Here is a 22,491-nt window from a genome sequence, read left to right as displayed (position 1 = left end):
CTGCGATGCAGGGCGACCCCGAGGTCATCGAGTTCCTCAATGAACAGCTCACGGGCGAACTCACCGCCATCAATCAGTACTGGCTGCACTATCGCATTCAGGACAACAACGGCTGGACCAAGCTCGCGAAGTACACCCGGGCCGAGTCCATCGACGAGATGAAGCACGCGGACCGGCTCACGGAGCGCATCCTCTTCCTCGACGCGCTGCCGAACTACCAGCGGCTCTTCCACGTCCGGGTCGGGCAGACCGTCACCGAGATGTTCCAGGCGGACCGGCAGGTCGAGGTGGAGGCCATCGACCGGCTGAAGCGCGGGATCGACGTGATGCGGGCCAAGGGCGATGTGACCTCGGCCAGGATCTTCGAGGACATCCTGGAGGACGAGGAGCACCACATCGACTATCTGGACACCCAGCTCGACCTCATCGAGCAGCTCGGCGAGGCGCTGTACCTGGCCCAGCAGATCGAGCAGCCCGAGGGCTGACGTACCGCCGTGCCCCGGTGGCCGCGGACCCGACCGGTCAGGCGGCTTCCTCCAGCGGGGCGCCCGGACGCGACATCAGCGAAGCGCTCTCCGCGAGCGCCGGCCTGCCCTGGTCCACCAGGTCACGGCGGGGGCAGGCGCCCCGGCCGAGCAGGGCCTGGATGTGCCGGACACAGGAACCGCAGTCCGTACCCGCCTTGGAGGCGGAGGCGATCTGCCGGGGTGTGCACGCCCCGTCCGCCGCGTGCTTCCTCACCTGCGCCTCGGTGACGCCGAAGCAGTTGCAGACGTACACGCGGTCACCTCCCCGGTGGATTCGCTCGGGACCGGCGGTCGCCGGTCATGGACGCCGTCCCGATCTTCGGTGAGGCTAACCTAACCTTACCCGCCACTCCACCGGCGCAAAAGCCCCGGATACGACGATGGGGCACGGATCACAGATCCGTGCCCCATCGGTGCGCCGGTTCCGGCGCGGTGGTGCTACTGGTCGCGGTACATCTCGGCGACCAGGAAGGCCAGGTCCAGGGACTGGCTGCGGTTGAGCCGGGGGTCGCAGGCCGTCTCGTAGCGCTGGTGCAGATCGTCGACGAAGATCTCGTCGCCGCCGCCGACGCACTCGGTGACATCGTCACCGGTCAGCTCCACATGGATACCGCCCGGGTGGGTGCCCAGGCCCTTGTGGACCTCGAAGAAGCCCTTGACCTCGTCCAGCACGTCGTCGAACCGGCGGGTCTTGTGGCCCGAGGCCGCCTCGAAGGTGTTGCCGTGCATCGGGTCGGTGACCCAGGCGACGGTGGCACCGGAGGCGGTGACCTTCTCGACCAGGTTCGGCAGCTTGTCGCGGACCTTGTCGGCGCCCATCCGGACGATGAACGTCAGCCGGCCCGGCTCCCGGTCGGGGTCGAGCCGGTCGATGTAGGTCAGTGCCTCGTCGACGCTGGTCGTCGGGCCCAGCTTGATGCCGATCGGGTTGCTGATCCGGGACGCGAACTCGATGTGCGCGCCGTCGAGCTGGCGGGTGCGCTCACCGATCCACACCATGTGGCCGGAGGTGTCGTACAGCTTGCCGGTCCGCGAGTCGGTCCGGGTCAGGGCGCCCTCGTAGTCGAGCAGCAGCGCCTCGTGGGAGGCGAAGAACTCGACGGTCTTGAACTCCTCCGGGTCCGTGCCGCACGCCCGCATGAAGTGCAGCGCGTTGTCGATCTCCCGGGCGAGCTGCTCGTAGCGCTGGCCCGACGGGGACGACTTCACGAAGTCCTGGTTCCAGGCGTGCACCTGGCGCAGATCGGCGTAGCCGCCCGTGGTGAAGGCGCGCACCAGATTCAGCGTGGACGCGGACGCGTGGTACATCCGCTTCAGCCGCTCGGGGTCCGGCACCCGGGACTTCTCGGTGAAGGCGAAGCCGTTCACGGAGTCGCCCCGGTAGGTCGCCAGGGTGACACCGTCACGGGTCTCGGTCGGCTTCGAGCGCGGCTTGGAGTACTGGCCCGCGATCCGGCCGACCTTCACCACCGGCACCGAGGCGGCGTAGGTGAGGACGGCGCCCATCTGGAGCAGGGTCTTCAGCTTGCCCCGGATCTGGTCGGCGCCCACGGCCTCGAACGACTCGGCACAGTCGCCGCCCTGGAGCAGGAACGCCTCGCCCTTGGCGACGGCACCCAACCTGGTGCGCAGCGCGTCGCACTCACCGGCGAAGACGAGCGGGGGATAGCTTTCGAGGTCGGCGATCACATCGCGCAGAGCCTCGGCATCCGGGTACTCGGGCTGCTGCGCCGCGGGAAGGTCGCGCCAGGTCTGACCGGCGGCGACGGACTGGGATTCAGCGTTCACGGTCACCTCGACAACCTTACGGGGTCCGGCCCGCTGTCCATTCGAACGCTCATCTTTTGAGACGCACCTCGCAGGTGAGCGCGGTGTGCCCGGCCCCGTGGCGGTACCGGCGGGGGGTGTCGGATGCCCTGCGGGACCCGCATCGGGTAGGGTGCGCCGCATGTTCGCGCACTCGACCCGTAACTGGTGGTGGACCGCTCATCCGGCGGCCCACTGACTGCGCGTACCCGAAACACGCGAAGGCCGCCCGAGGGGCGGCCTTCCCGCGTTCACGGGGCCGTTCCTCCTCCAGACCCCCGCCGGGCCCTGTGCGCCCGGCGGCCGCAGGAAGGACCGACCGCCCCATGGACCTCAGCCGACTGCTCGACGACGACTGCCCGCCCTTCGCCCTGCTGCGCCGCCGCACACCCGGCCGTGACCACGACACCGTCGAGGTGCTGACCGGCCCGGTCGGTACGTACGAACGGCTGGCCGACATCCCCGACGGGCTCGCGCTCGTGCCCTTCCGGCAGATCCGCGAGCGCGGTTTCGACGTCCGCGACGACGGCACCCCGCTGATGGTGCTCACCCCGGAGGAGACCTGCGAGCTCCCGCTCGCCGAGGCCCTGGCGCAGCTGCCCGAGGAGCCGGTGCGGGTGGTGGACGGCGGCTTCGACGTGACCGACGAGGCGTACGCGGGGATCGTGGAGCAGGTGCTCCGCGAGGAGATCGGGCGCGGCGAGGGCGCGAACTTCGTGATCCGGCGGACCTACACCGGCCGGCTCCCCGGCTTCGGCCGGGCGGACGCGCTGGCGCTGTTCCGGCGGCTGCTGGTCGGGGAGAGCGGCGCGTACTGGACGTTCGTGGTGCACACCGGGGAGCGGACCCTGGTCGGGGCGAGCCCCGAGGTGCATGTCCGGATGAGCGGCGGCACCGTCGTGATGAACCCGATCAGCGGGACGTACCGCTACCCGGCGAGCGGTCCGAGCGCCGAGGGGCTGCTCGACTTCCTCGCGGACGGCAAGGAGATCGAGGAACTGTCGATGGTGGTCGACGAGGAACTGAAGATGATGTGCACCGTCGGCGACCGGGGAGGGGTCGTCATCGGTCCCCGGCTGCGCGAGATGGCGCACCTCGCGCACACCGAGTACGAGCTGCGCGGCCGGTCGTCCCTCGGGGTGCGGGAGGTGCTGCGGGAGACGATGTTCGCCGCGACGGTGACCGGCTCGCCCGTGCAGAACGCGTGCCGGGTCATCGAGCGGTACGAACCGGCCGGGCCGGGCGGCGGCGGCCGGGGGTACTACGCGGGTGCGCTGGCCCTGGTCGGACGGGACGCGGGGGGCGCGCAGACCCTGGACTCACCGATCCTGATCCGTACCGCCGACATCGACGCGTCGGGCGGGCTGAAGGTGGCCGTCGGCGCGACCCTGGTACGCGGGTCCGACCCGTGGAGCGAGGTGGCGGAGACCCACGCCAAGGCCGCCGGGGTGCTCGCCGCGCTCGGGGTGCGCCCCGGCCGGGAGCGGGCCGGTGAGCCGCGGCCCGTGCTGGCCGACGACCCCCGGGTGGTGGCCGCGCTCGACCGGCGGCGGGCCGGGCTCGCGCCGTTCTGGCTGCGGATGCAGGAACGCGGGGACGAGCTGCGCGGGCACGCCCTGGTCGTGGACGGCGAGGACACCTTCACCGCGATGCTCGGCCATGTGCTGCGGTCCTCGGGTCTGGAGGTGACCGTCCGCCGCTACGACGAGCCGGGGCTGCGCGCGGCGGTGCTCGCCCATCCCGGGCCGGTGGTGCTGGGCCCCGGACCGGGCGACCCGTCCGACGCGGCGGACCCGAAGATGCGGCTGCTGCGGGCGCTGGCCGCGGAGCTGATCCGGGCGGCCCGGCCGCACGGGGTGCTCGGGGTGTGCCTCGGCCATGAGCTGATCGCCGCCGAGCTGGGGCTCGACATCGTCCGCAAGGAGGTCCCGTACCAGGGGGCGCAGAGCCGCGTCGAGCTGTTCGGGCGGACGGAGACCGTCGGTTTCTACAACAGCTTCGTGGCCCGCTGCGCCCCGGACACCGCGCTGGAGCTCGCGGCGCACGGGGTGGAGGTGAGCCGGGACCCGGCGAGCGACGAGGTGCACGCGCTGCGCGGTCCCGGGTTCGCGGGGGTCCAGTTCCATCCCGAGTCGGTGCTGACCCTGCGGGGGGCGTCGATCGTGCGGGACCTGCTCGGTCAGCTGCTCGGGGGCGCGGGGACGAGCACGTTGCCGGTGCGGCGGCCGGCGAGGTAGTCGAGGACGTTCTGCGCGGTGGTGTCCACGATCTGGGTGACCGCGTCCACGGTGTAGTACGCCTGGTGCGAGGTGACCACGACATTGGGGAAGGTGACGAGGCGGGCCAGTACGTCGTCCGGGACGGCCTCCAGGGACTTGTCCAGGAAGAACAGGCCCGCCTCGGCCTCGTAGACGTCCAGCCCGACCCCGGTGAAGCGGCCCGCGCGCAGCTCGGTGACCAGGGCCTGGGTGTCGACGAGGCCGCCGCGGCTGGAGTTGACGAGGATCGCGTCGTCCTTCATCGTCCGCAGCGCGGTGGCGTCGATCAGGTGCTGGGTCGCGGGCAGCAGGGGTACGTGCAGGCTGACCAGGTCGGACTCGGCGAGGAGCCGTTCCTTGTCGGTGTACTCCATACCGAGGGCCACGCATTCGGGGTTCGGTGCGACGTCCCAGCCGAGCAGCCGCATCCCGAAGCCGTGGGCGATCCGTGCGAACGCCTCGCCGATCTTGCCGGTACCGAGGACACCGGCGGTGCGGCCCCGCATGTCACGGCCCATCAGACCGTCGAGGCGGAAGTCGAAGTCCCGGGTGCGGTTGCTGGCGCGGACGATCCGGCGGTTGACCGCCATCCCGAGCGTCCAGGCGAACTCCGCGACCGAGTACGGGGAGTAGTACGAGACCCGGGCGACCGTCATCCCGAGGCGTTCGGCCACCTGGAGGTCGATGTTGTTGAAGCCGGTGGAGCGCTGGGCGATCATCTGGGTGCCGCCGGCGGCGAGCGTCTGGAGGACGCGGTTGCCGAGGTCGGCGTTGACACTGGTGGAGATGATCTCGTAGCCGGCGGCGATCGGGGCGGTGTCCTCGGTGAGGAACACGTCGAGGCAGCGGACTCCGTGCGGGGCGCCGAAGGCGGCTTCGATCAGGGGTTTCTCGTCGGCCTGTACGCCGAGGGCGAGGATCTCCACGGAGTCCCTCCGGGGTGGTGGGCGGTTTCTGGTGCCGTAACCCGGAATATACGGGTTCCCCCAGGGCGGGCCCCGGGGGCGTGCCGGTGCGCGCACCTGTCCCCGTGCGGGTCGCTCGTGGGGTGCGCAGTTCCCCGCGGGCCGCCTTCGCTGGCGCTTGCGGGTACTCGGTGCCGGGCGCACTTCTCCCTGTGCCGTCGCTCGGTGGGTTCGCGCAGTTCCCCGCGCCCCTGTCGGGGCACCCCCGCTTGGTACCGCTGCTTTGCGGGTGCGGGTCGCCCGTTTTTCGCGCAGTTCCCCGCGCCCCTGATCGGGGCCTCTGCCTGGTGCGATTGTCCGGCGGGACCGGTGCGCCCTCGGTTCTGCGCAGTTCCCCGCGCCCCCTGTCGGGGCACCCCTGCCTGGTGCCGCTGCTTTGCGGGTGCGGGTCGCCCGTTTTTCGCGCAGTTCCCCGCGCCCCTGATCGGGGCCTCTGCCTGGTGCGGTTGTCCGGCGGGTACCGGTGCGCCCGTGGTTCTGCGCAGTTCCCCGCGCCCCCTGTCGGGGCCCTCCAGCGGACACAGCAGCCGGGGGGTGCCCCAAAGGGGCGCGGGGAACTGCGCGAAACCACCGAGCGACGGCACAGGAACGAAGTACGTCCCGCCGGACAGACCTCGGAAGCGCAAGCGAAGGCGGCCCGCGGGGAACTGCGCACCCACGGGCGACCCGCACCGGGACAAGTGGGCCCACCGGGACGAACCCGGAAGCGCGAGCGAAGGCGGCCCGTACGGGGGATCCGGGGTCAGCCGAAGAAGGTGGCGGCTTCCTCGTAGAGGGTGGGGTCGACCGTTTTGAGGCGGGACGTGGCCTCGGCGATGGGGACGCGGACGATCGCGGTGCCCCGCAGCGCGACCATCTTCCCGAAGTCCCCCTCGTGGACCGCGTCGATCGCGTGCAACCCGAACCTCGTGGCGAGCCACCGGTCGAACGCGCTGGGCGTACCACCCCGCTGGACATGTCCGAGAACCGTGGTCCGCGCCTCCTTGCCCGTGCGGGACTCGATCTCCTTGGCGAGCCATTCACCGACCCCGGAGAGCCGGACATGGCCGAAGGAGTCGAGGGAGCCGTCCTTGAGGACCAGGTCGCCGTCCTTGGGCATGGCGCCCTCCGCGATGACGACGATCGGCGCGTACGACGCCCTGAACCGCGAGGCGACCCACGCGCAGACCTGGTCCACGTCGAAGCGGCGTTCGGGGATCAGGATCGCGTTGGCCCCGCCGGCGAGGCCGGAGTGCAGGGCGATCCAGCCGGCGTGGCGTCCCATGACCTCCACGACGAGCACCCGCATATGGGACTCGGCGGTGGTGTGCAGCCGGTCGATCGCCTCGGTGGCGATCCCCACGGCGGTGTCGAAGCCGAAGGTGTAGTCGGTGGCGGAGAGGTCGTTGTCGATGGTCTTCGGGACGCCGACGCAGGGCACCCCGTACTCGTCACTGAGGCGGGCGGCGATGCCCAGGGTGTCCTCGCCGCCGATGACGACGAGCGCCCCGACCTCCTGTTCGGCGAGGGAGGCCCTGATGCGGCCGACGCCGTCCGCGGTCTTGAGGGGATTGGTGCGGGAGGAGCCGAGGATGGTGCCGCCGCGCGGCAGGATGCCGCGGACGGCCGGGATGCCGAGGGGGACGTGGTCGCCCTCCAGCGGACCCCGCCAGCCGTCCCGGTAGCCGATGAACTCATGGCCGTAGCTCTGTGTGCCCTTGCGGACGATGGCACGGATGACCGCGTTGAGTCCGGGGCAGTCGCCGCCCCCGGTCAGTACTCCGACCCGCATGGAAGTGTCCCTTCGCTCGGGATGAAGCCGACCTGTTCACGGTAGTAGTGATCCAGGTCACTCCGATATGGAGCGAATGGCCAATTCCTCAATGAATCATGGGAGTTGTCGGCCTGGTCGGGTCAGGCGTCGTCGAGACCGCGTTCTATCGCGTACCGGACGAGCTCCACCCGGTTGTGCAGCTGGAGTTTGCCGAGGGTGTTCTGCACATGGTTCTGCACGGTCCGGTGCGATATGACCAGGCGTTCCGCGATCTGCTTGTAGCTGAGGCCCTTGGCGACCAGCCGCAGGACCTCGGTCTCGCGGTCGGTGAGCCGGGGCGCCCCCGGCTCGTCGGCGGTGGCCGGCGCGGGCTCGGAGGCCAGCCGCCGGTACTCGCCGAGGACGAGGCCCGCGAGGCCCGGGGTGAACACCGCGTCCCCGACGGCGGTCCGGCGGACCGCCCCGATCAGCTCCTCGGTGGACGCCGACTTCAGGAGATAGCCGGTGGCCCCCGACTTCACGGCCTCCAGGACATCCGCGTGCTCACCGCTCGCGGACAGGACGAGGACCCGCAGCGCGGGGTTCGCGCCGACGATCTCCTTGCACACCTGGACACCGGGCTTCGCGGGGAGGTTGAGGTCGAGGACGACCACATCGGGCCCGGCGGCCCGCGCCCTGCGCACCGCCTGCTCGCCGTCCCCGGCCGTGGCGACCACGTCGAACCCCGCCTCGGCGAGGTCCCGGGCGACGGCGTCCCGCCACATCGGGTGGTCGTCCACCACCATGACCCTGACCGGACGGGACGCCTCCGTGCCGCCCCCGTCGCCCTGTGCCGCCGTGTCCCTGTGCTCCGCCGCCGTGTCCATGTGCTGGGTCTCCCCCCGTGTCACCGTGTCGCCGTCTTCCGGGTCCCGTCGCGCGGAACCCTCAATTCCACCTCTGTGCCCTGCCCGGGTACGGAGAACAGTTCGGCCGTGCCGCCGATGTCGCGCAGCCTGCCGCGGATCGACAGGGCCACTCCCATCCGGCCCTCGCCCTCCGCCCGCTCCAGCCGTCCCTCGGGGATCCCGGGGCCGTCGTCGCGGACCGTCACGATCACCGCGTCGGGCTCGTCCTCGACGAGGATCCAGGCCCGGGCGTCCTCACCCGCGTGCCGCCGCACATTGTCCATCGCGGCGCTGACGGCCGCCGCCAGCTCACGGGCCGTGCCCGGCGCCAGCAGTACCGGGGCGCCCGGCTCCGAGAGGGTGACCCGGGACCCCGCGTGGGGGGTGAGCAGCGGGCGCAGGTCGTGCGGGCCGCCGCTGTCCGGCGGATCGTCGTCGGGGACCTCGACGGCCCGTACCAGCGCGCCGCGGGAGGCGTCCTCCGAGGCGCGGGAGGGCGGTGCGAGCCCGCCGGTGACCAGGGTCCGCAGGGCGACCTCCTGCTCACCGGCCATCCGGCCCAGCTCCGCCGCCTCGCCGCCCAGGGCGTTGCCCCGCCGCTGCACCATGGCGAGGACCTGGAGGACGCCGTCGTGGATGTCCCGGGCGAGCCGTTCGCGTTCCCGGGTGGCCGCCTCGATCTCCAGGGCCCGCGCGAGCGTCAGCTCCGAGGCGCGGGCGACCTCGACCACGTACCCGATGGCGATGGAGGCGACCCACACCAGCATCACGTTGTGGACGGTGTCCCGGCTCACGCCGCCGCGCTGGACGATGTTGGCGGCGCCGACGAGCGCGGAGGCCACGGCCGCCCAGCGCCAGCCGCCCTTGAGGGCGAAGGCGAGCACGGCGCCCGCGGTCCATATCGACGGCAGGGTGGGCGCGCCGTCGACGATGCGTTCATAGGGGACGACGACCGGGGTGAGCAGGATGCCGGTCAGGGCGATGGTCAGATCGGCGACCAGGAAGCGCTTGGTGCAGCGGGCCGCGCCGGAGACCTTCCCCAGGGTGGCGAGGGTCCAGCCGGCCAGGACGACGTAGTACGCGATGGCGACCCAGGGGCGGACGACCGTGCCGTACATCGACAGGAACACGCCGATCGCGTACAGCATGGTGAGCACGCGGTAGCCGGTGAGGGCGCTCCACAGAGGCTGCTCGACGGACATCCGCATGACGCGTTCCCGCTTGGTCGTTCCGCCCACCGCTCCCCCACCCGCCCCATCGGTACCGCGGCCGGTACCCGTACGTCGTCGCTACCGCTGACGGTCCCCGTACCGGTTCCGGTTCCGGTGGGCCGCCCGCCCCGGTCAGGAACCGGAGGCGTCCCGCTCCGTCGGCTCCGGCGCGGCGGCGACGCTCTTCGCGGCCTGCCGGTCCGCGGCCTTCTCGGCCTTGAGGGCCTCCCGCTCGGCCTTCGCGGCCTCCGCGATCTGCCGCTTGGCGGCGGTCGCGTAGATGTCCACGTACTCCTGGCCGGACAGCTTCATGATCTCGTACATGACCTCGTCGGTCACCGCGCGCAGCACGAAGCGGTCGTGCTCCATGCCCTGGTAGCGGCGGAAGTCGAGGGGCTCGCCGATCCGGATGCCGGGCCGCATCAGCTTGGGGACGACCTTGCCCGGGGGCTGGATCTTCTCGGTGTCGATCATCGCGACGGGGATCACCGGGGCGCCGGTGGCCAGCGCCACCCGGGCGAGTCCGCCGGGCTTGCCGCGGTAGAGACGGCCGTCGGGTGAGCGGGTGCCCTCGGGGTAGATCCCGAACAGCTCGCCGCGTTCCAGTACCTCGATCCCGCTGCGGATCGCCGCCTCGCCCGCGCCCCGCGCCCCGGAGCGGTCGACCGGGAGCTGTCCGACGCCCTTGAAGAAGGCGGCGGTCATCCGTCCCTTGACGCCGGGGGTGGTGAAGTATTCGGCCTTCGCGATGAAGGTGACCTTGCGGTCGAGGACCGCGGGGAGGAAGAAGGAGTCCGAGAAGGACAGATGATTGCTCGCGAGGATGGCGGGACCCTCGGCGGGAATGTGCTCGATGCCCTCCACCCAGGGCCTGAAGGCAAGCTTCAGCGGCCCCCCGATGGAAAACTTCATCGCGCCGTAGATCAACCGACTGCCTCCTGTTTCTGTCGGTCAGACCATAACCCGCGGCGCGGCGGACAGGCCCGACGGCCCTGGCCGGTGTCAGCACCGTCGCGTACGGTGAAGTACCCCTTGCGAAGCCCCGGCCCAGTGCGCAGAGCCTTCCCGAGCCCCTCAGCCCCCCGGCCGGACCCCTGGACCCCGGCCGGACGCACCCGGTCCGTTTTCCGACCCTTCACACGAACAGGAGACCGAACGTGACGGTCCTCCCCGGTGCCGAGCCCTTCCGTCATGACGGCGGGGGGACCGGTGTCCTTCTCTGTCACGGATTCACCGGTTCCCCCCAGTCACTGCGCCCCTGGGCGGACTTCCTCGCCGCGCGGGGACTGACGGTGTCCCTGCCCCTGCTCCCCGGCCACGGCACCCGGTGGCAGGACATGGAGTCCACCGGCTGGCAGGACTGGTACGCGGAAGTCGACCGGGAGCTGCACGCGCTGCGGGACCGGTGTGCGCGGGTGTTCGTCCTCGGGCTGTCGATGGGCGGCGCGCTGGCCCTGCGGCTCGCGGCGCAGCACGGTGACGCGGTGAGCGGGATCGTCGTCGTCAACCCGGCGATCGCCCTGCACGGAGCGGCGTCGAAGGCGCTGCCGGTGGCCCGGCATCTGGTCCGGACGACGAAGGGGCTGGTGGGGGACATCGCGAAGGAGGGCGCGTTCGAGGTCGGGTACGAGCGGGTGCCGCTGCGCGCGGCGTACTCGCTGGGGCATCTGTTCAAGGTCGTGGACGCGGACCTGCCGCAGGTGACCCAGCCGCTGGTGCTGCTGCACAGCCCGGAGGACCATGTGGTGCCGCCGTCGGACTCGGCGCGGGTGCTGGGCCGGGTGTCGTCCACGGATGTCACCGAGATCCTGCTGGAACAGAGCTACCACGTCGCGACGTTGGACCACGACGCGGACCGGATCTTCGAGGAGAGCCTCGCGTTCATCGGCCGGCTCGCACCCAGTGTCGGCAAGGAAGGGACGGCCACCGGTGGCTGAGCACGACGCGGACCGCGAGGACGGCCGCGAGCCCGAGGACCGCGCGGCGGCCGGGGAGCAGGGGCCGGATGAGGCCGCGCCGCTGGACGAGGCGGCGCAGTCGGCCGCCTGGGAGGCGATCGTGGCGGGGTACGGGGAGGAGCCGCCGGACCCGCCCGGGGCGAAGCCCTTCAAGTCGGTGGAGGACCTGGCGCTCCTGGAGGCGGAGACCAACAGCACGGAGAGCGGCGGTACGCAGACCGGCGGCGACGAGGCGTCCGGGAAGGGCGACGACTCTGCGGCGGGCGGTCCCGGCACCCCGCTCGGGGGCTCCGTGACGTTCGCCCCGGGGGTCGGCGGGCCCCGGGACCACAGTCTGGCGGAGCCCTCGGACGACGACTTCGAGGCGGGCGACGAGGGGCACTTCGTCCCCCCGGAGCCGCCGCCGCTGCCCGACGCCGACGCGACGGCGAAGTTCGCGTGGCTCGGGCTGATCGGCGGCCCGCTGCTGCTGTTGCTGGCGGTGCTGCTGGGCTGGGAGATGACCTGGTGGCTGTCGCTGGCCACCATCGGCGGTTTCCTCGGCGGCTTCGCGACGCTGGTGGCCCGGATGAAGCCCGACGACGAGGACGAGGAGGACCCGGGGCGCGGCGCGGTGGTGTGATCTCCGCGCGGCGCCCTACGGGGTGCCGGACACAGGGACGCGGAGGGTGGCCAGGACCGGCAGATGGTCGGTGGCCGCCCTCAGGTCCGCGTCGGTGATCCCGGGGAGTCCGGTGGGGACCCCGCAGCTCAGGACCTCGATCCCGGGGGTCGCGAACACCGCGTCGATCCGCTGGCGCGGCCGGTCGGCGGGCGAGGTGTACTCGGCGCCCCAGGGCTTGGTGGCCCAGCCGTCCTGGAGGGACCCGGCGAGCCGGCGGAAGGCCGGGCCGTCGGGGCGTTCGTTGATGTCGCCGCCCGCGACGGCGTGCGGGGCGCCGAGCTCCGCGAGGCGCTCCAGCAGCAGCCCGGACTGGATATGCCGCTCGGCCTTCTGGAGCGAGAGATGGCAGCTCAGTACGGCGACCCGGGCCGCGCCGAAGCGGAGCACCGCGGTGGCGAAGCCCCGGCGGTGCAGGCCGGGGGTGAGCGGCAGCAGGGTGTCCTCGGTGTGCTCGACGGTGGCCCGCAGGGAGCACAGCAGGGCGGGGCCCGCGGCGGTGGCGCCCCCGGAGAGCGTGTAGAGACCGCTCGCCGCCGCGAGTCTCGCGAGCTTCTTGCGCCAGCGGAAGAAGCGCGGCGCCTCCTGGATCAGGACGATGTCCGGGGCGCAGGCCCGGATCACCCGGGCCAGGGCGCCGGTGTCGTCACGCATCGACCGTACGTTGTAGCTCAGCACCCGGATCACGGCCGAACCGTCCGGTTCGGCAACGGAGTTGGAAGACATGATCCCCAACGTACGGTGTCGCGCGGCGCCCCCGGCGCCTGGCCGGGTGGGTGTCGCCCTGTTCAGGGGCGGCCGGTCAGCCCTGGCGGGCGAGGTCGGCCGCGCCGACGAGTCCGGCCTTGTTGCCGAGGCGGGCGGCCAGCACCTGGGCGTGGGGCCGCCAGTGCGAGCCGACGAGCCAGCGCCGGAACGACTTGCGGATCGGGTCGAGCACCAGATCGCCCTCGTCGGAGACACCGCCGCCGACGATGAAGGCGGACGGGTCGAAGAGCGAGGCGAGGTCGGCGAGTCCGGCCCCGGCCCAGCGCGCGAGCTCACGGAACGAGTCGACGGCGACCGGGTCCCCGGCGCGCGCGGCGGCGCTGATGTGCTTGCCCTCGATACCGTCGACGGTGCCGTCCCCGAGTCCGAGCAGTACGCCCGCCCGCTCGGGGGTGGCCCTGGCGCGCTGCCTGGCGTAGCGCACCAGCGCGCGGCCGGAGGCGTACTGCTCCCAGCAGCCCTGGCTGCCGCAGCCGCACAGCAGTCCGTCGGGCACGACACGGATGTGGCCGAACTCCGCGGCGACCCCGAACCGGCCGCGCCGCAGCTTGTTGCCGATGATGACCCCGCCGCCGAGGCCGGTGCCGAGGGTGATGCAGATGACGTCGTCGTGGCCCTGGCCCGCGCCGAAGCGGTACTCGCCCCAGGCGGCGGCGTTGGCGTCGTTCTCCACGACGACCGGCAGGCCGGTCCGCTGCTCGACCTTGTCCTTGAGCGGTTCGTGGCGCCAGTCGATGTTGGGGGCGAACAGGACCGTGGCGCGCTTCTCGTCCACGTAACCGGCGGCCCCGACGCCGACCGCGTCGATGTCGTGGCCGCGGCCCGCGGCGCCGACCGCCGCGCAGATCGCGTCGACGATGCCGTCGGGGGTCGACGGGGTGGGCACGGTGTGTGTCTCCAGGATCGCGCCCTCTTCGTCGACCACCCCGGCCGCGATCTTCGTCCCACCGATGTCGACGCCGATGGTCAGTCCCATATGTCCCTCAGTTCGATCGTGGCCCGCAGCGTCAACCGTACCCGAGCGGGGGTCAGTCGAGATCGATGCGTCCGCCCCCGGCGGCTCCGTCGTCCCCGGGACCGGCCTGGTCACGCGGGTCGCTGGGATCGCCCTCGGGGCGGCCGTCCGCCGCGGGCCGGTCCCCCTCGGCGCCGTCCGCCCCGGGGCCCCGGGTCCAGCGGCTCTCCTGGGCCTGGACGGCCGAGCGGTACGCGGCGAGGAGTTCGCCGCCCGCGGCGGCGAGGTGGTCGAAGACCTGCGGGTTGCGCTCGATGACGGGCTCGACGGCCGCACGGGCCTGCCGTACCGCCTGCCGGACGGCCTGCTCGGCGGCGCCCGACGCGACGGAGCCGAGCAGCGGCGACTGGAGCCCGGACAGCTTCTCGGTGACCGCGTCCATCAGCCGGCGCAGTTCCTCGGCCGCGGAGCCGGGCTGCGGCCCGTGCTCGGCACGGCGGCGGGCCTTCTCCTCGGCCAGGTCCTCGGCACAGGCCGTGGACCAGGCGTCGGAGTCGGCGGGACCGGCCGTGGGGGCGTCCCGCTCACCGTCGGAACCGCTCTCACCGCCGGGACGGGATTCGGGGCGCTCGGCATCGCTCATGGCGGGTGACTCCTGCGGAAGACGACGGTTCGTCCCTTCGACGGTACCCGAACAGCGGTACACCTTTCACGTGCGCGGCCAGAGCCCCGGATCGGGCGTGAACCGGACCCGCAGCTCACCGTCGCGCAGACCCGCCCCGGCGACGGTGCAACGGCGCAGCGCGGACGGCAGCGGAACGATTCTGCGGAACCGTCCGGCGGTGATGACGAGTTCGTCGCCGCGCCGCAGCAGATCCAGGTCCTCCCGTACGGCCCCGGGCAGCGGGACCGTCCAGAGCAGCACCCCCTCGTCGCCGGGCGGGTCGGTGACCGGCCAGCGCACGGGCTCGGGCGGGGCCGGGTCGTAGGGGACGGCGAGCGCCCCGAGGTCGTCGACGCCGTGCGGTTCCCGGCCGAGGTGCGGTATGCGTCCCAAGGGGTAACCGGGACCGGCGGCGGACCCCCAGTCCGCGAGGATCTTGCCCTGCTGGGCGACGGGGCCCGCGAGCCAGGTGCCGTCGGCGTCCTCGGGGAGCACCCGGTTGGCGAGCAGGGTGTCCACCCGCAGGGCGTGCAGGGCGAGCGCGGTGGTGGCGGTGCGCAGCGCGTCGGTCGCGGTGCGGCCCGGTTCCGCGACCAGCCGGACGGTGGTGGCCGGGTGGGCGATCACCTCCTGGACGGCGGCGAGCTCGCGGTCCCAGCGTTCGGCGGTCTCGTACAGCCCGGCCGTCGGCATCGGGACCCCGGCGAGCCTGCCGAGTACGGGGCGCAGGGCGCGGGCCGCCTGCCGCTCGGGGGGCAGCAGCCTGCGCAGATAGCGGCGGAGCTGTTCGGGCAGGGCGAGGAGGGCGAGGGCGCGGGTGAGCGGGGGGAGGTCGACGACCACCACGTCGTGGGAGGCCCGGACGGCCTCCCGCAGCGCGCGGAACGCGGCGGCCTCCTCCGCGCCGGGCAGCGGGGTGAGCTCCTCGCCCTCCAGCCGGGCCGCGCCCGCGAGGTCCAGTGCGGGGGCGGCCCAGTCCTGGAGCCGCAGCAGGTCCTCGCCGAAGCGGGCGGCGGCGGCCGGGCGCCAGGCGGTGAGTCCCGGGGCGGCCTCCCGGGGGGTGGGGCCGGTGGGGGTGCCGAGGGCCGCGCCCAGGGTGTCCTCGGGGTCGGTCGACAGGAGCAGCGTGCGGTTGCCCGTGCGGGCGGCGGTCAGGGCGGTCGCGGCCGCGACGGTGGTTCTGCCGGCTCCGCCGGGGCCTGTCACGAGGATGGTTCGCATCCCCGCACGCTAACCCCGTCCGGGGAGGCCCGAGCCCCCACTCCCCGGCTCAGCGCACTCGCCCCCGCACGGGCGGCCCATGGGTGCCCCCACTCGCCCCCCGTACGGTCCCCCACAGGTTGCCCCGTTCCCCGCACCCCTGAGGTACGCCCGGGTGGACGGAGTTGCCCCTGTGCCGTCGCTCGCGGGGTGCGCAGTTCCCCGCGCCCCTGGGTACGCCCGGGTCAGCGAACTTGTCCCCGTACGGGTCGTTCGTGGGTGCGCAGTTCCCCGCGCCCCTGAGGTACGCCCGGGTCGGCGCACTTGTCCCCGTACGGGTCGTTCGTGGGTGCGCAGTTCCCCGCGCCCCTAGGGTTCCTGTGCTGGGCGCACTTCGTTCCTGTGCCGTCGCCCGGTGGGTGCGCAGTTCCCCGCGCCCCTGAGGTACGCCCGGGTGGACGGAGTTGTTCCCGTGCCGTCGCTCGGGGGGTGCGCAGTTCCCCGCGCCCCTGAGGTACGCCCGGGTGGACGGAGTTGTTCCCGTGCCGTCGCTCGGGGGGTGCGCAGTTCCCCGCGCCCCTGAGGTACGCCCGGGTGGACGGAGTTGTTCCTGTGCCGTCGCCCGGTGGGTGCGCAGTTCCCCGCGCCCCTGGGGTTCCAGGGGTCGACGGACTTGCTGCTGTGCCGTCGCTCGTCGTGTTTGCGCCGTTCCCCGCGCCCCTTTGGGGGCGCCCAGCCCGCCTGGGGTTGTCGGCTGTCCATCAGCCCGGGACGGGGTTCAACCACCCTCCTCGCGCAGTCGCCGGACTCACCGGAGGGGGTGGGCGGGAATCTCTGCCCGCAGACTCCGATGCTCTTCAGTCGGACCACATGAACGTCCGACCGAGCGCGTTGGAGCGAGGACGGAGAATCCCGACCGGCACCGACCCGAAGAACAAGCCGGGAGCGCCCCAAAGGGGCGCGGGGAACTGCGCAAAACCACCGAGCGACGGCACAGGAAACAGGTGCGCCCACCGGGACGGACCTGGGAAGCGCAAGCGAAGGCGACCCGCGGGGAACTGCGCACCCCACGAACGACCCGCACCGGGGCAAGTGCGCTCAGCACAGGCGACCCCGGGGCGCGGGGAACCGGGCCCCCCGGGGACGGAGCGCGCGGGCACCCCGGGCTCAGGTGCGGAGGCGTTCCCTCAAGGGGATTCGACCCGCTTCTTGAGCCCCGCCAACGCCCGGTCGATGATGACCTTCTCGGCCTTCCGCTTGATCATCCCCAGCATGGGGATCTTGACGTCCACGGTGAGCTGGTACGTGACCTCCGTCGCGGCGTCCCCGACGGACTTCAGCACGTACGACCCGTCCAGCGACCGGAGCATCTGCGACTTCACCAGCGTCCAGCTGACCTCGTGCCCACCGCCCCAGGTGTACGCCAGCGTCTGGTCGTCCTTGATCGCGCCCGCGTCCATGACGAGGCGCACCTGCTCCGCCCGCCCGGCGGCGTCCGTCGCGAGGACCTCCGCCTCCTTGACCTCGCCGGTCCAGTCGGGATAGCGGGCGAAGTCGGCGATCACGGCCATGACGTCGGCCGGGTCGGCCTCGATCCTGATGCTCGAACTGGTGTACTCCGCCATCGCCGTGGCTCCTCCAGATGCGGTTCCGGTGGGTGAGGCCGCGCGTTACGCGCGGGTAAGGAGATGAAGGCTACCGCGCACCGCGCCACGTACCGCCGCCCGGCACCGCGCGGGCACGGGCGGACGGACGGGCGGACGGGCGGACGGGCGGGAACAGGGAACAGGGAACAGGGGACGGGGGCCGCGGCCCGGTCACCACTCCAACGCCCACGGTTTCCCCGTACTGGCGAAGTGCCCCACGTTCACGCACTCCGTCGACCCGATCCGCATCCGCCGCGCCAGGGGCTGATGGACGTGGCCGAAGAGGGCGTACCGGGGCCGGGTCCGCCGGATCGCGTCGAGCAGCGCGCGGCTGCCGCGCTCGAAACGGCGGGGCACGGTGTCGTAGAGGAGTTCGGGGACGTCCGGCGGGATATGGGTGCACAGCACGTCGACCTCGCCGAGGGCCTCGATCTTCGCGGCGTACTCCTCGTCGCCGATCTCGTAGGGCGTGCGCATCGGGCTGCGCAGTCCGCCGCCGACGAAACCGAAGGTCAGGCCCCCGATCTCGGCGGTCTGCCCGTCGAGGACGGTGGTCCCGGGGCGGGCGTACTCCGGCCACAGCGCGGGGATGTCGACATTGCCGTAGGTGGCGTAGGTAGGGGTCGGGAACGCCGCGAAGAGTTCGGCGTACTGCCCCCGCACGGCCCGCTCGACGGCAGCCTCCCGGTCGATCCCCGCCCACAGCCGCGCCCCGAACGCACGGGCCTCCTCGAAGCGGCGGGCGGTGCGCAGCGCGACGATACGGCCGGCGTTCTCGGCCCCGAAGAGTTCGGGGAAGATCCCGCGTGTGTGATCGGCGTAGTCGAGGAACAGCACCAGGTCACCGAGGCAGACGAGGGCGTCCGCGCCCTCCCCGGCACGGGCCAGGTCGCGGGCGTTCCCGTGCACATCGCTCACCACATGGACGCGGTGGTGGCGGGTTCGGGGCGGGGTGGCAGGCATGACGATCACCCTAGGGCGGGCGGGCAAAGCCGGGTAGAGGCGGGCGGACCTGCGGTTACTTCCCAGTCGGGAACGGGGTGGACTACTGTGCGCGAAGGAACGCCTTGACATGTGACGCAGCGAACATCTGGCCGGAACCCTCTTTCGAAGAGTCGTACCGGTCGGTAACGTCCGGCCCGTCCGTCGTGCTCCGAGGCCCGGCGCCGTGCCGCACCCCTGGCCGCGGGGTCCGGAGCCCCGAGCACCGCCGAGCCGTGTACCCGGACCGCCGCAGCGACACACCGTCGTGGCGCCGGCGCCCTATGAGGAGCAGCAGTCTTGCGCGAGTTCAGCCTTCCGGCCCTGTACGAGGTCCCGACGGACGGCAACCTGACCGACATCGTGCGCAGAAACGCCACACGGCACCCCGATGTGGCCGTCATCGCCCGCAAGGTGGACGGTGCCTGGCGTGATGTGCCGGCGCGGGCGTTCCTGGCGGACGTGGAAGCCGCGGCGAAGGGGCTGATCGCCGCCGGGGTCGGGCCCGGCGACCGGGTCGCCCTGATGTCGCGTACCCGCTACGAGTGGACCCTGCTGGACTTCGCGATCTGGAGCGCGGGCGGGGTGACGGTCCCGGTGTACGAGACGAGCTCACCGGAGCAGGTGGAGTGGATCCTGTCCGACGCCGGCGCGGTGGCGTGCGTGGTGGAGCTGGACACCCACGCGGCGTCGGTGGAGTCCGTACGAGGCCGGCTGCCGTCGCTGGCGCAGGTGTGGCAGATCGACGCGGGCGGGGTCGAGGAGCTGCGGCGGCTCGGCGCGGACGTCACCGACGCGGAGGTCACCGAGCGGGGCTCGCTGGCGAAGGCCGACGACCCGGCCACGATCATCTACACCTCGGGCACCACGGGCCGTCCCAAGGGCTGTGTGCTGACCCACCGCAGCTTCCTCGCGGAGTGCGGCAACGTCGTGGAACGGCTGCGCCCGCTGTTCCGTACCGGTGAGTGCTCGGTGCTGCTGTTCCTGCCGCTCGCGCACGTCTTCGGGCGGATGGTGCAGATCGCCCCGATGATGGCGCCGATCAAACTGGGCTGCGTACCGGACGTCCGGCAGCTGACGGACGAGCTCGCCTCGTTCCGGCCGACGCTGGTGCTCGGTGTGCCGCGTGTCTTCGAGAAGGTCTACAACGGGGCGCGGGCCAAGGCGCAGGCGGACGGCAAGGGGAAGATCTTCGACCGGGCGGCGGACACCGCCATCGCGTACAGCAGGTCCCTGGACACCCCGTCGGGCCCCGGGCTCGGTCTGCGGCTCAAGCACAAGCTGTTCGACAAGCTGGTGTACGGCAAGCTGCGCGCGGTGCTCGGCGGGAACGGCGAGTACGCGATCTCCGGCGGCGCCCCGCTCGGCGAGCGGCTCGGGCACTTCTTCCGGGGCATCGGCTTCACCGTGCTGGAGGGCTACGGCCTCACCGAGACCTGTGCGGCGACCACGTTCAACCCGTGGGACCGGCAGAAGATCGGGACGGTCGGTCAGCCGCTGCCCGGTTCCGTGGTGCGGATCGCCGACGACGGCGAGGTGCTGCTGCACGGCGAGCACCTGTTCGCCGGGTACTGGAACAACGAGGCCGCGACCGCCGAGGCGCTGCGCGACGGCTGGTTCCACACCGGGGACCTCGGCACCCTGGACGAGGACGGCTATCTGCGGATCACCGGCCGCAAGAAGGAGATCATCGTCACGGCGGGCGGCAAGAACGTGGCGCCCGCGGTGATCGAGGACCGTATCCGGGCGCACGCGCTGGTCGCGGAGTGCATGGTCGTCGGTGACGGCAGGCCGTTCGTCGGCGCGCTGATCACCCTCGACGAGGAGTTCCTGGGCCGCTGGGCGTCCGAGCACGGCAAGCCGTCCGGTGCCACGGCCGCGTCCCTGCGGGACGACCCCGATCTGCTGGCGGCGGTGCAGGGCGCGGTCGACGACGGCAACGCGGCGGTGTCCAAGGCGGAGTCGGTACGGCGCTTCCGGGTGCTGCCGACGCAGTTCACCGAGGACTCGGGGCATCTGACCCCGTCGATGAAGCTGAAGCGCAATGTCGTCGCGAAGGACTTCGCGGACGAGATCGAGGCCATCTACCAGGCCAAGTAGGCCCGTCCGCACGGCGGGTCGTCCACCCGGCGGACCGTTCGCGGTCCGGACCGGCCGGGGTCCGGACCGGCCGGGGTCCGGACCGGCCGGGGTCCGGACCGGCCGGGGTCCGGGCCGGTCAGGGGTGCGGGCCCGCGTCGCGGCTCAGCAGGGCGGCCTGGACGCGGTTGGCGCAGTCGAGTTTGGCGAGGACGCGGCTCACATACGTCTTGATCGTCATCTCCGTCATATGGAGCCGCCGGGCGATCTGCGCGTTGGACAGGCCCTCGGCGACGAGCCCCAGCACCTCGCGCTCGCGGGCGGTGAGCCGGGCCAGCCGCCCCGCGGCCTCCTGCCGTCGGCCCACCCGCCCCGCGCCGATGGTGCCGAGCAGCAGCCGGGTCACCTGCGGGGAGAGGAAGGCGTCCCCCTGGTGGGCCGCGCGGACCGCGCGGATGAGTTCCCCCGGTTCGCAGTTCTTGAGCACGAAGCCCGCCGCGCCGTACTCCAGGGCCCGCAGCACATGGGACTCGGCGCCGAACGCCGTGAGCAGCACACAGCGGACGGCCGGGGCCCGGCGGCGCAGTTCGTCCACCGCGCCCAGCCCGTCGAGGACGGGCATGACGATGTCGAGCAGGGCGACGTCCGCGCGATGGCTGACCGCGCGTTCGACCGCGGTCCGTCCGTCACCCGCTTCGGCGACGACCTCGATGTCCGGCGCGGAGGCGAGGACGGTGCGGATGCCCGCCGTGATGAGCGGCTCGTCGTCCGCGACCAGCACCCTGATCATCAGCGCACCCCCAGCAGGAATCCGGCGGGCAGCACGACGAGGACCAGTACGGCGGCGGCGACCCCGCGCACGGCGACCCGGGCGGTGCTCTCCCGGCCGTCCCCGCCCGGCCCGTACGGGAAGCCCCGCTCCCGGGTCCGCCCGCCGCCCACGCCCTCCCCGGCGGGGCCGTACGGCGCGTCCTGGCGGTCGGACCCGGGCGGCGGGCCCTCCCCGGCGGGCAGCATCGCCAGCAGCCGGAAGCCGCCGCCGTGCGGGCCGTGGTCCAGCAGCCCGCCCGCCTGCCGTACCCGCTCGCCCAGCCCGACGAGCCCGTGGCCCGGTCCGCTGGGCCGTACCGCCGTCGCGGCGGCCCCCGGTCCCTCCGGTGTCACCACGGTGAGCAGCAGCGCGTCCCGTTCCCAGACCAGGGCCACCTCGGCGGGCCGGCCCCCGGCGTGCTTGGCCGCGTTGGTCAGCCCCTCCTGCACCACCCGGTACGCGGTCCGCCAGGTCGCGTCGGGCAGCGGCACCGGACGGCCGGTGCGGGAGAGTTCCACGGGCAGCCCGGCGGTCCGGAAGTCGGCCACCAGCCGCTCGATCCCGGCCGGGCCCGGGGCCGGGCGGCCGGGGTCCTCCGTCCCGCGCAGCGCGCCGACCAGTTCATGCAACTCGTCCATCGCGGCGCGGGTGGTACGGGCCAGTTGGCGCACCCCGTCGCGCCGGTCGGGCGGCAGGTCGGTGACCTCCAGGGCGGCGGCCTGGACGGAGACGAGGCTGAGCCGCTGGCCGAGCGAGTCGTGCATGTCCCGGGCGATCCGCAGCCGTTCGGCGAGGCGTTCCCGCTCGGCGAGGAGTTCCTGGCGGCGCAGCAGTTCCTCGTTGCGCTGGGACAGCGCGTCGACCAGCTGGTCGTGCTGTGCCTGATGGCGGCCGACGAGCAGCGGCATCGCGACGAACACCAGGTAGGCGGTGACGAGTTGGGTGATCCCGGCGTCGTCGGGCGCGGCCAGGAGCTGTACGGCGAGACCGCCGCAGGCCGCGCCCGCGGTCACCGCCGTACCGCCGCGGGTGACGAGGGCCCGTCCGGCGGCGTACCCGGTCCACAGCAGCAGCGCGAACACCGCGGGCAGCAGCGAGAACAGCAGCAGCGCGGTGACGAACGCCCCGACCGGACTGCGGCGGCTGAGCAGGACGACGCCGGTCAGGAGCACCGAGGTGCCCAGGAGCCCGGCCCACGACGGCGGGTCGCCGGGGAGCCGGGCCGCCAGCACGGCGGTGTCCGTCGTGATCACGGCGAACGCGGCGAGCAGGGGCGCGATCATGTGGGGCAGCGTATGCCGGACGCCGACGGCCCGGCCAGGCAACGAAGGCGGACCGGTGGCGCCCACTTTCGGGGGCGG

21 protein-coding genes are annotated in these 22,491 nt (G+C 72.8%); 6 read left to right on the top strand and 15 right to left on the bottom strand.

Features of this window, described 5'->3' with window-relative positions:
• The first annotated feature begins 5 nt into the window (after positions 1-5).
• The gene (gene bfr, locus OG711_RS29160; RefSeq protein ID WP_073791174.1) at positions 6-485 is read left to right on the top strand and encodes a bacterioferritin; all 480 of its coding nucleotides are present in this window, start codon (positions 6-8) and stop codon (positions 483-485) included.
• 37 nt (positions 486-522) lie between these two features.
• Here bfr and OG711_RS29155 read toward each other — a convergent pair whose 3' ends face one another.
• Positions 523-780, bottom strand: a complete 258-nt coding sequence (locus OG711_RS29155; RefSeq protein WP_178391084.1) for a (2Fe-2S)-binding protein — start codon at positions 778-780, stop codon at positions 523-525.
• A 185-nt stretch (positions 781-965) separates the two neighbouring features.
• Positions 966-2,321 (bottom strand): class II 3-deoxy-7-phosphoheptulonate synthase, encoded by a 1,356-nt coding sequence (locus tag OG711_RS29150; protein ID WP_107499306.1) that lies wholly within the window; start codon positions 2,319-2,321, stop codon positions 966-968.
• A 154-nt stretch (positions 2,322-2,475) separates the two neighbouring features.
• Here OG711_RS29150 and OG711_RS39195 point away from each other — a divergent pair, with 154 nt between their 5' ends.
• Together OG711_RS39195 and OG711_RS29145 are read left to right on the top strand one after the other, a co-directional pair.
• On the top strand, positions 2,476-2,532 hold the full coding sequence (locus tag OG711_RS39195; protein ID WP_073735655.1) for a trp operon leader peptide: 57 nt from the start codon (positions 2,476-2,478) through the stop codon (positions 2,530-2,532).
• Positions 2,533-2,659: 127 nt separating this feature from the next.
• Positions 2,660-4,570, top strand: a complete 1,911-nt coding sequence (locus OG711_RS29145) for an anthranilate synthase family protein (protein WP_329561452.1) — start codon at positions 2,660-2,662, stop codon at positions 4,568-4,570.
• Here the strand turns inward: OG711_RS29145 and OG711_RS29140 are convergent.
• From OG711_RS29140 to OG711_RS29120, 5 genes are all read right to left on the bottom strand, one after another.
• Positions 4,513-5,517, bottom strand: a complete 1,005-nt coding sequence (locus tag OG711_RS29140; protein WP_073791183.1) for a 2-hydroxyacid dehydrogenase — start codon at positions 5,515-5,517, stop codon at positions 4,513-4,515. The genes OG711_RS29145 and OG711_RS29140 overlap by 58 nt on opposite strands.
• A gap of 781 nt (positions 5,518-6,298) precedes the next feature.
• Positions 6,299-7,327: a 6-phosphofructokinase gene (locus OG711_RS29135; RefSeq protein ID WP_329561449.1), complete on the bottom strand. Its 1,029-nt coding sequence runs from the start codon at positions 7,325-7,327 to the stop codon at positions 6,299-6,301.
• Between the two features lie 122 nt (positions 7,328-7,449).
• Positions 7,450-8,094, bottom strand: coding sequence for a response regulator (locus tag OG711_RS29130; RefSeq protein WP_073791702.1), 645 nt, complete (start codon positions 8,092-8,094; stop codon positions 7,450-7,452).
• Positions 8,095-8,195: 101 nt separating this feature from the next.
• Positions 8,196-9,404: a MacS family sensor histidine kinase gene (gene macS, locus OG711_RS29125; protein ID WP_329564115.1), complete on the bottom strand. Its 1,209-nt coding sequence runs from the start codon at positions 9,402-9,404 to the stop codon at positions 8,196-8,198.
• A gap of 135 nt (positions 9,405-9,539) precedes the next feature.
• Complete coding sequence (locus tag OG711_RS29120; RefSeq protein ID WP_178391085.1) at positions 9,540-10,319, bottom strand: lysophospholipid acyltransferase family protein; 780 nt, start codon at positions 10,317-10,319, stop codon at positions 9,540-9,542.
• Between the two features lie 245 nt (positions 10,320-10,564).
• Between OG711_RS29120 and OG711_RS29115 the strand changes: the two genes are divergently transcribed.
• A complete protein-coding gene (locus OG711_RS29115; RefSeq protein ID WP_073791188.1) occupies positions 10,565-11,344 on the top strand; it encodes an alpha/beta hydrolase in 780 nt (259 codons plus the stop codon).
• Positions 11,337-11,987, top strand: a complete 651-nt coding sequence (locus OG711_RS29110) for a hypothetical protein (protein ID WP_073791191.1) — start codon at positions 11,337-11,339, stop codon at positions 11,985-11,987. The genes OG711_RS29115 and OG711_RS29110 overlap by 8 nt, the downstream gene beginning before the upstream one ends.
• A 15-nt stretch (positions 11,988-12,002) precedes the next feature.
• Here the strand turns inward: OG711_RS29110 and OG711_RS29105 are convergent, their stop codons facing one another.
• The 6 genes from OG711_RS29105 to OG711_RS29080 form a co-directional block, all read right to left on the bottom strand.
• Positions 12,003-12,752: an endonuclease/exonuclease/phosphatase family protein gene (locus OG711_RS29105; RefSeq protein WP_329561444.1), complete on the bottom strand. Its 750-nt coding sequence runs from the start codon at positions 12,750-12,752 to the stop codon at positions 12,003-12,005.
• A 76-nt stretch (positions 12,753-12,828) separates the two neighbouring features.
• Entirely contained in the window at positions 12,829-13,770 is a 942-nt protein-coding gene (locus OG711_RS29100; protein ID WP_073791196.1) for an ROK family glucokinase, read from the bottom strand.
• 52 nt (positions 13,771-13,822) lie between these two features.
• The gene (locus OG711_RS29095; protein ID WP_073791199.1) at positions 13,823-14,392 is read right to left on the bottom strand and encodes a DUF5304 domain-containing protein; all 570 of its coding nucleotides are present in this window, start codon (positions 14,390-14,392) and stop codon (positions 13,823-13,825) included.
• A 66-nt stretch (positions 14,393-14,458) separates the two neighbouring features.
• Positions 14,459-15,634, bottom strand: coding sequence for an ArsA family ATPase (locus OG711_RS29090; RefSeq protein ID WP_266514349.1), 1,176 nt, complete (start codon positions 15,632-15,634; stop codon positions 14,459-14,461).
• Positions 15,635-16,800: 1,166 nt separating this feature from the next.
• On the bottom strand, positions 16,801-17,238 hold the full coding sequence (locus OG711_RS29085) for an SRPBCC family protein (protein ID WP_073791204.1): 438 nt from the start codon (positions 17,236-17,238) through the stop codon (positions 16,801-16,803).
• Positions 17,239-17,430: 192 nt separating this feature from the next.
• On the bottom strand, positions 17,431-18,222 hold the full coding sequence (locus OG711_RS29080; RefSeq protein ID WP_073791206.1) for a metallophosphoesterase family protein: 792 nt from the start codon (positions 18,220-18,222) through the stop codon (positions 17,431-17,433).
• A gap of 318 nt (positions 18,223-18,540) precedes the next feature.
• On the opposite strand from OG711_RS29080, the gene OG711_RS29075 reads away from it, so the two are divergent.
• A complete protein-coding gene (locus tag OG711_RS29075) occupies positions 18,541-20,340 on the top strand; it encodes an AMP-dependent synthetase/ligase (protein ID WP_266514354.1) in 1,800 nt (599 codons plus the stop codon).
• Positions 20,341-20,458: 118 nt separating this feature from the next.
• Here OG711_RS29075 and OG711_RS29070 read toward each other — a convergent pair whose 3' ends face one another.
• Complete coding sequence (locus OG711_RS29070; RefSeq protein ID WP_329561439.1) at positions 20,459-21,109, bottom strand: response regulator transcription factor; 651 nt, start codon at positions 21,107-21,109, stop codon at positions 20,459-20,461.
• Positions 21,109-22,413, bottom strand: a complete 1,305-nt coding sequence (locus OG711_RS29065) for a sensor histidine kinase (protein ID WP_329561437.1) — start codon at positions 22,411-22,413, stop codon at positions 21,109-21,111. The genes OG711_RS29070 and OG711_RS29065 overlap by 1 nt, the downstream gene beginning before the upstream one ends.
• Positions 22,414-22,491 lie beyond the last annotated feature (78 nt).

This window comes from Streptomyces uncialis (assembly GCF_036250755.1).
Lineage (GTDB): Bacteria > Actinomycetota > Actinomycetes > Streptomycetales > Streptomycetaceae > Streptomyces > Streptomyces uncialis.
Note: the sequence above shows the minus strand (reverse complement) of the source record. Positions and strands in the feature narration are given on the sequence as shown.